At 58.4% G+C, this 1,629-nt stretch carries 1 protein-coding gene; it reads left to right on the plus strand.

Annotation, left to right across the window (positions count from 1 at the left end):
- Positions 1-1,463 (plus strand): AAA family ATPase (locus H6G62_RS27160; protein ID WP_190500949.1); only part of this gene is annotated, 1,463 nt, incomplete at its 5' end.
- Positions 1,464-1,629 lie beyond the last annotated feature (166 nt).

Here is a 1,629-nt window from a genome sequence, read left to right on the forward strand (position 1 = left end):
GCGAGATTCCGGTCTATTTGGTGAACCCAGGCTATGCCCAGATTCAGCAGGTTACTGATGCGATGCCGTTTGGATGTAAGACGGCTCCTGCCCCGTTGGGTGAGTCTTCTATCGACTCGACGCAGTTTCTACCCTGGCTGGTCTCTAATCCATCCGCAGTCCAGGGCATTTTTGTGATCGAAGGCCTGGACATAGCCGAGCATCGCTACCAGGTTCAGAATTTGTTTGAGCAACTTCGGCTATCGGGCCAACCGTGCTACTTGCTGTTTGTGGGAGAACAACCAACGGTGCCCCTGGGCCTGCACGGGATGGTCGAGCCATTTGAGTTTGGCTACCCTACCTCTGGCCAGGTCAGGGATGCGATGGGCGACCTGGCTGGTCAGGAGGACGTTGGCTCTGCTTTCCTTGATGACCTAGACGGCATCGTGCGGGCTGCTCAGGGGCTCAGCCTGGGGGAGATCTATAGTATCGTGCCCCGTGAAGCGGCGTTGAGTCCATCGGGTCAAGACCTGGCCCAACGCCTCTTGGCCTACAAGGTGGCCAAACTGCGGGGTCGGGGTTTTGAGTTCATCGGTGAGCCGGACGTTCCGGAAGCGGCAGGTCTGGATGTGCTGAATGCTCGGTTAGAGCGCATTACGGCCTTGCTTGACCCCGCTGCGGCCCAACATAACCTCAAATTCCCCAACGGCATGGTGTTGTGGGGTCTACCGGGAACGGGCAAATCCTTGAGTGCAAAGTTGGCCGCCAAGAAGCTGGGCGTGCCTTTGCTGAGTGCGGATTGGAACGGGCTGCGGGGGGCGACACCAACAGAGAGTCTGGCTAACCTTCGGTTCCTGCTCGATACGGCGGAGGCCATGGCTCCCTGTGTGCTGTACTTCGATGACTTTGACAAAGGGTTTGCGGGCTGGGACACCGACATCACCGCTAAGCAATGCGCTCAGAAGTTATTGACCTGGATGCAGGAACACACCGCTCCGGTGCTGACCCTGGCCACCGTGAACCGCCTGGGGATGCTGCCCGTTGAGTTACAGCGTCGATTGCCGGAAGTCTTTTTCTTTGATTTGCCCCACGACGGTGCCCGCTACGACATTTTCTACCTGCATCTGGCAAAGTACTTCCCTGCCTTTCGCCATGGGGCCTCTGACCCGTCTCCCTTTACCGATGAGCAGTGGCGAGAACTGCTGACGGCCTATCGCCTCTGTATCCCGGACGAGATTGGCCATGCGGTCAAGCGAGTGGCTGAGGACTGCTTTTACCAACACTATCTAGATGGGCGAAGTGAGCAGCCCCTGGCGCTAAGGGTTGAACACCTCCTCGCCCAACGGGAGGCGTTTACCCCGGCCCTAGTGCGAGAGGAGGGAGCGATGCTGGAAATCCGCAACAAGGCGACCTACGCTAAGCCCGTCAGCAGCCCTGACCATTCTCGGTTTGCTCGACCCCGGCAGACGTTGTTTGGTGATTAGTCTGGGTTGAGATGGGGTTTTTGGCTCAGGTGCAGTGTGGTAAAGATGGGCATGGCGGCGGAAAGGGGCAGCGTTTTCCCCGTCGCCAGGGCCAGGTTGCATAGGGCTAGGTGCAGCCGATCCGTGGGCGATGGATCCTCAAGAATGAAGTTGGGATTGCCCCAGA

Source organism: Phormidium sp. FACHB-1136, assembly GCF_014697375.1.
Lineage (GTDB): Bacteria > Cyanobacteriota > Cyanobacteriia > Phormidesmidales > Phormidesmidaceae > Nodosilinea.